The organism is Pantoea sp. Ap-967 (assembly GCF_011752565.1).
GTDB lineage: Bacteria > Pseudomonadota > Gammaproteobacteria > Pseudomonadales > Pseudomonadaceae > Aquipseudomonas.
On sequence record NZ_VWXK01000081.1, the window covers coordinates 1 to 1030 of the forward strand.

The 1030-nt window shown below is 55.9% G+C and carries 1 protein-coding gene; it reads left to right on the top strand.

Annotated elements, in window-relative coordinates:
* On the top strand, positions 1 to 1009 hold a 1009-nt coding region (locus F3J45_RS29565), incomplete at its 5' end, for an IS110 family transposase (protein ID WP_205300749.1).
* Positions 1010 to 1030 lie beyond the last annotated feature (21 nt).

A 1030-nucleotide genomic window follows, 5' to 3' on the forward strand; every position in this document is an offset into this window, starting at 1 on the left:
GGGAGAGGGAAGGATGAGTGTTTGGGTTGGCCTCGATATCGGCTCGCGTAATTCGATCGTCGGGGTGCGTAAAGGTGGGCGTCCTGCCGGTCAGTGGGATATCGCTCAAACCCCTGCAGGCCGCAAGGCTGCGGTGAAAAAGCTGCTCGCACTCAAGCCCAAGTCAATCGTGATGGAGGCGACCGGGATCTATTACCTGGACTTGGCCATTGAGCTGCACGCTGCCGACCTACCCGTTTCCGTGATCAACCCCAAAAGCTTCCACAACTTCGCCAAACTGATGCTGGTGAACAGCAAGACTGACGCAATAGATGCTCAGTTGCTGTCCGAGTACGGGGAGCGTATGACCCCGCGTTTGTGGACGCCTCCAAGCCGTGTACAGCTTGAACTGAGAGGCCTTGGCCGGCACATCAATCGTTTGGTGGGACACCGTATCAGGGCGAAGAACGAGCTGCATGCATTGCAGGCGACCGCTACGACTGCCTCGATGTTGATCGAGGATCAAGAAGAAGAGATTGCTTCACTAGATAATCGAATCGAGCGCTTTCGTAAGGCAGGGCGCGAGTTAATCGCCCAGTGTCCGAAGCTAGCTCGACAGTACGAGCAACTCCTCGCAGGCCCGGGGATTGGAGAAGTCTCGGCGCTGGCCGCCTTGGCTGAGCTGACCACGCTGCCCGAAACGCTCAAGTCCTCTCAGGTAGCTCGCCACGCTGGTCTCGATGTTCGACAGACACAATCGGGTACGAGCATTGATAAACCCGGTCGGCTTGGCAAAAGTGGGAATGCCTATCTACGGGCAGCCGTGTACATGCCTGCTTTAACCGCCGTGCGCTGTGACCCTTATGCGAAGGCTTTTTACGAGACGCTGGTCAGCAAGGGCAAGAAGAAAATGCAAGCTATCGCTGCTGTCATGCGCAAGTATCTGACAGGCATCTGGGCGTGCATGCGTGGGGATGAGCCATTTGATACGGCCAAGCTTTTCAGCTCTGAACACCTCAGAAAAGCTTGACCATCAACAGAGTATCTACAT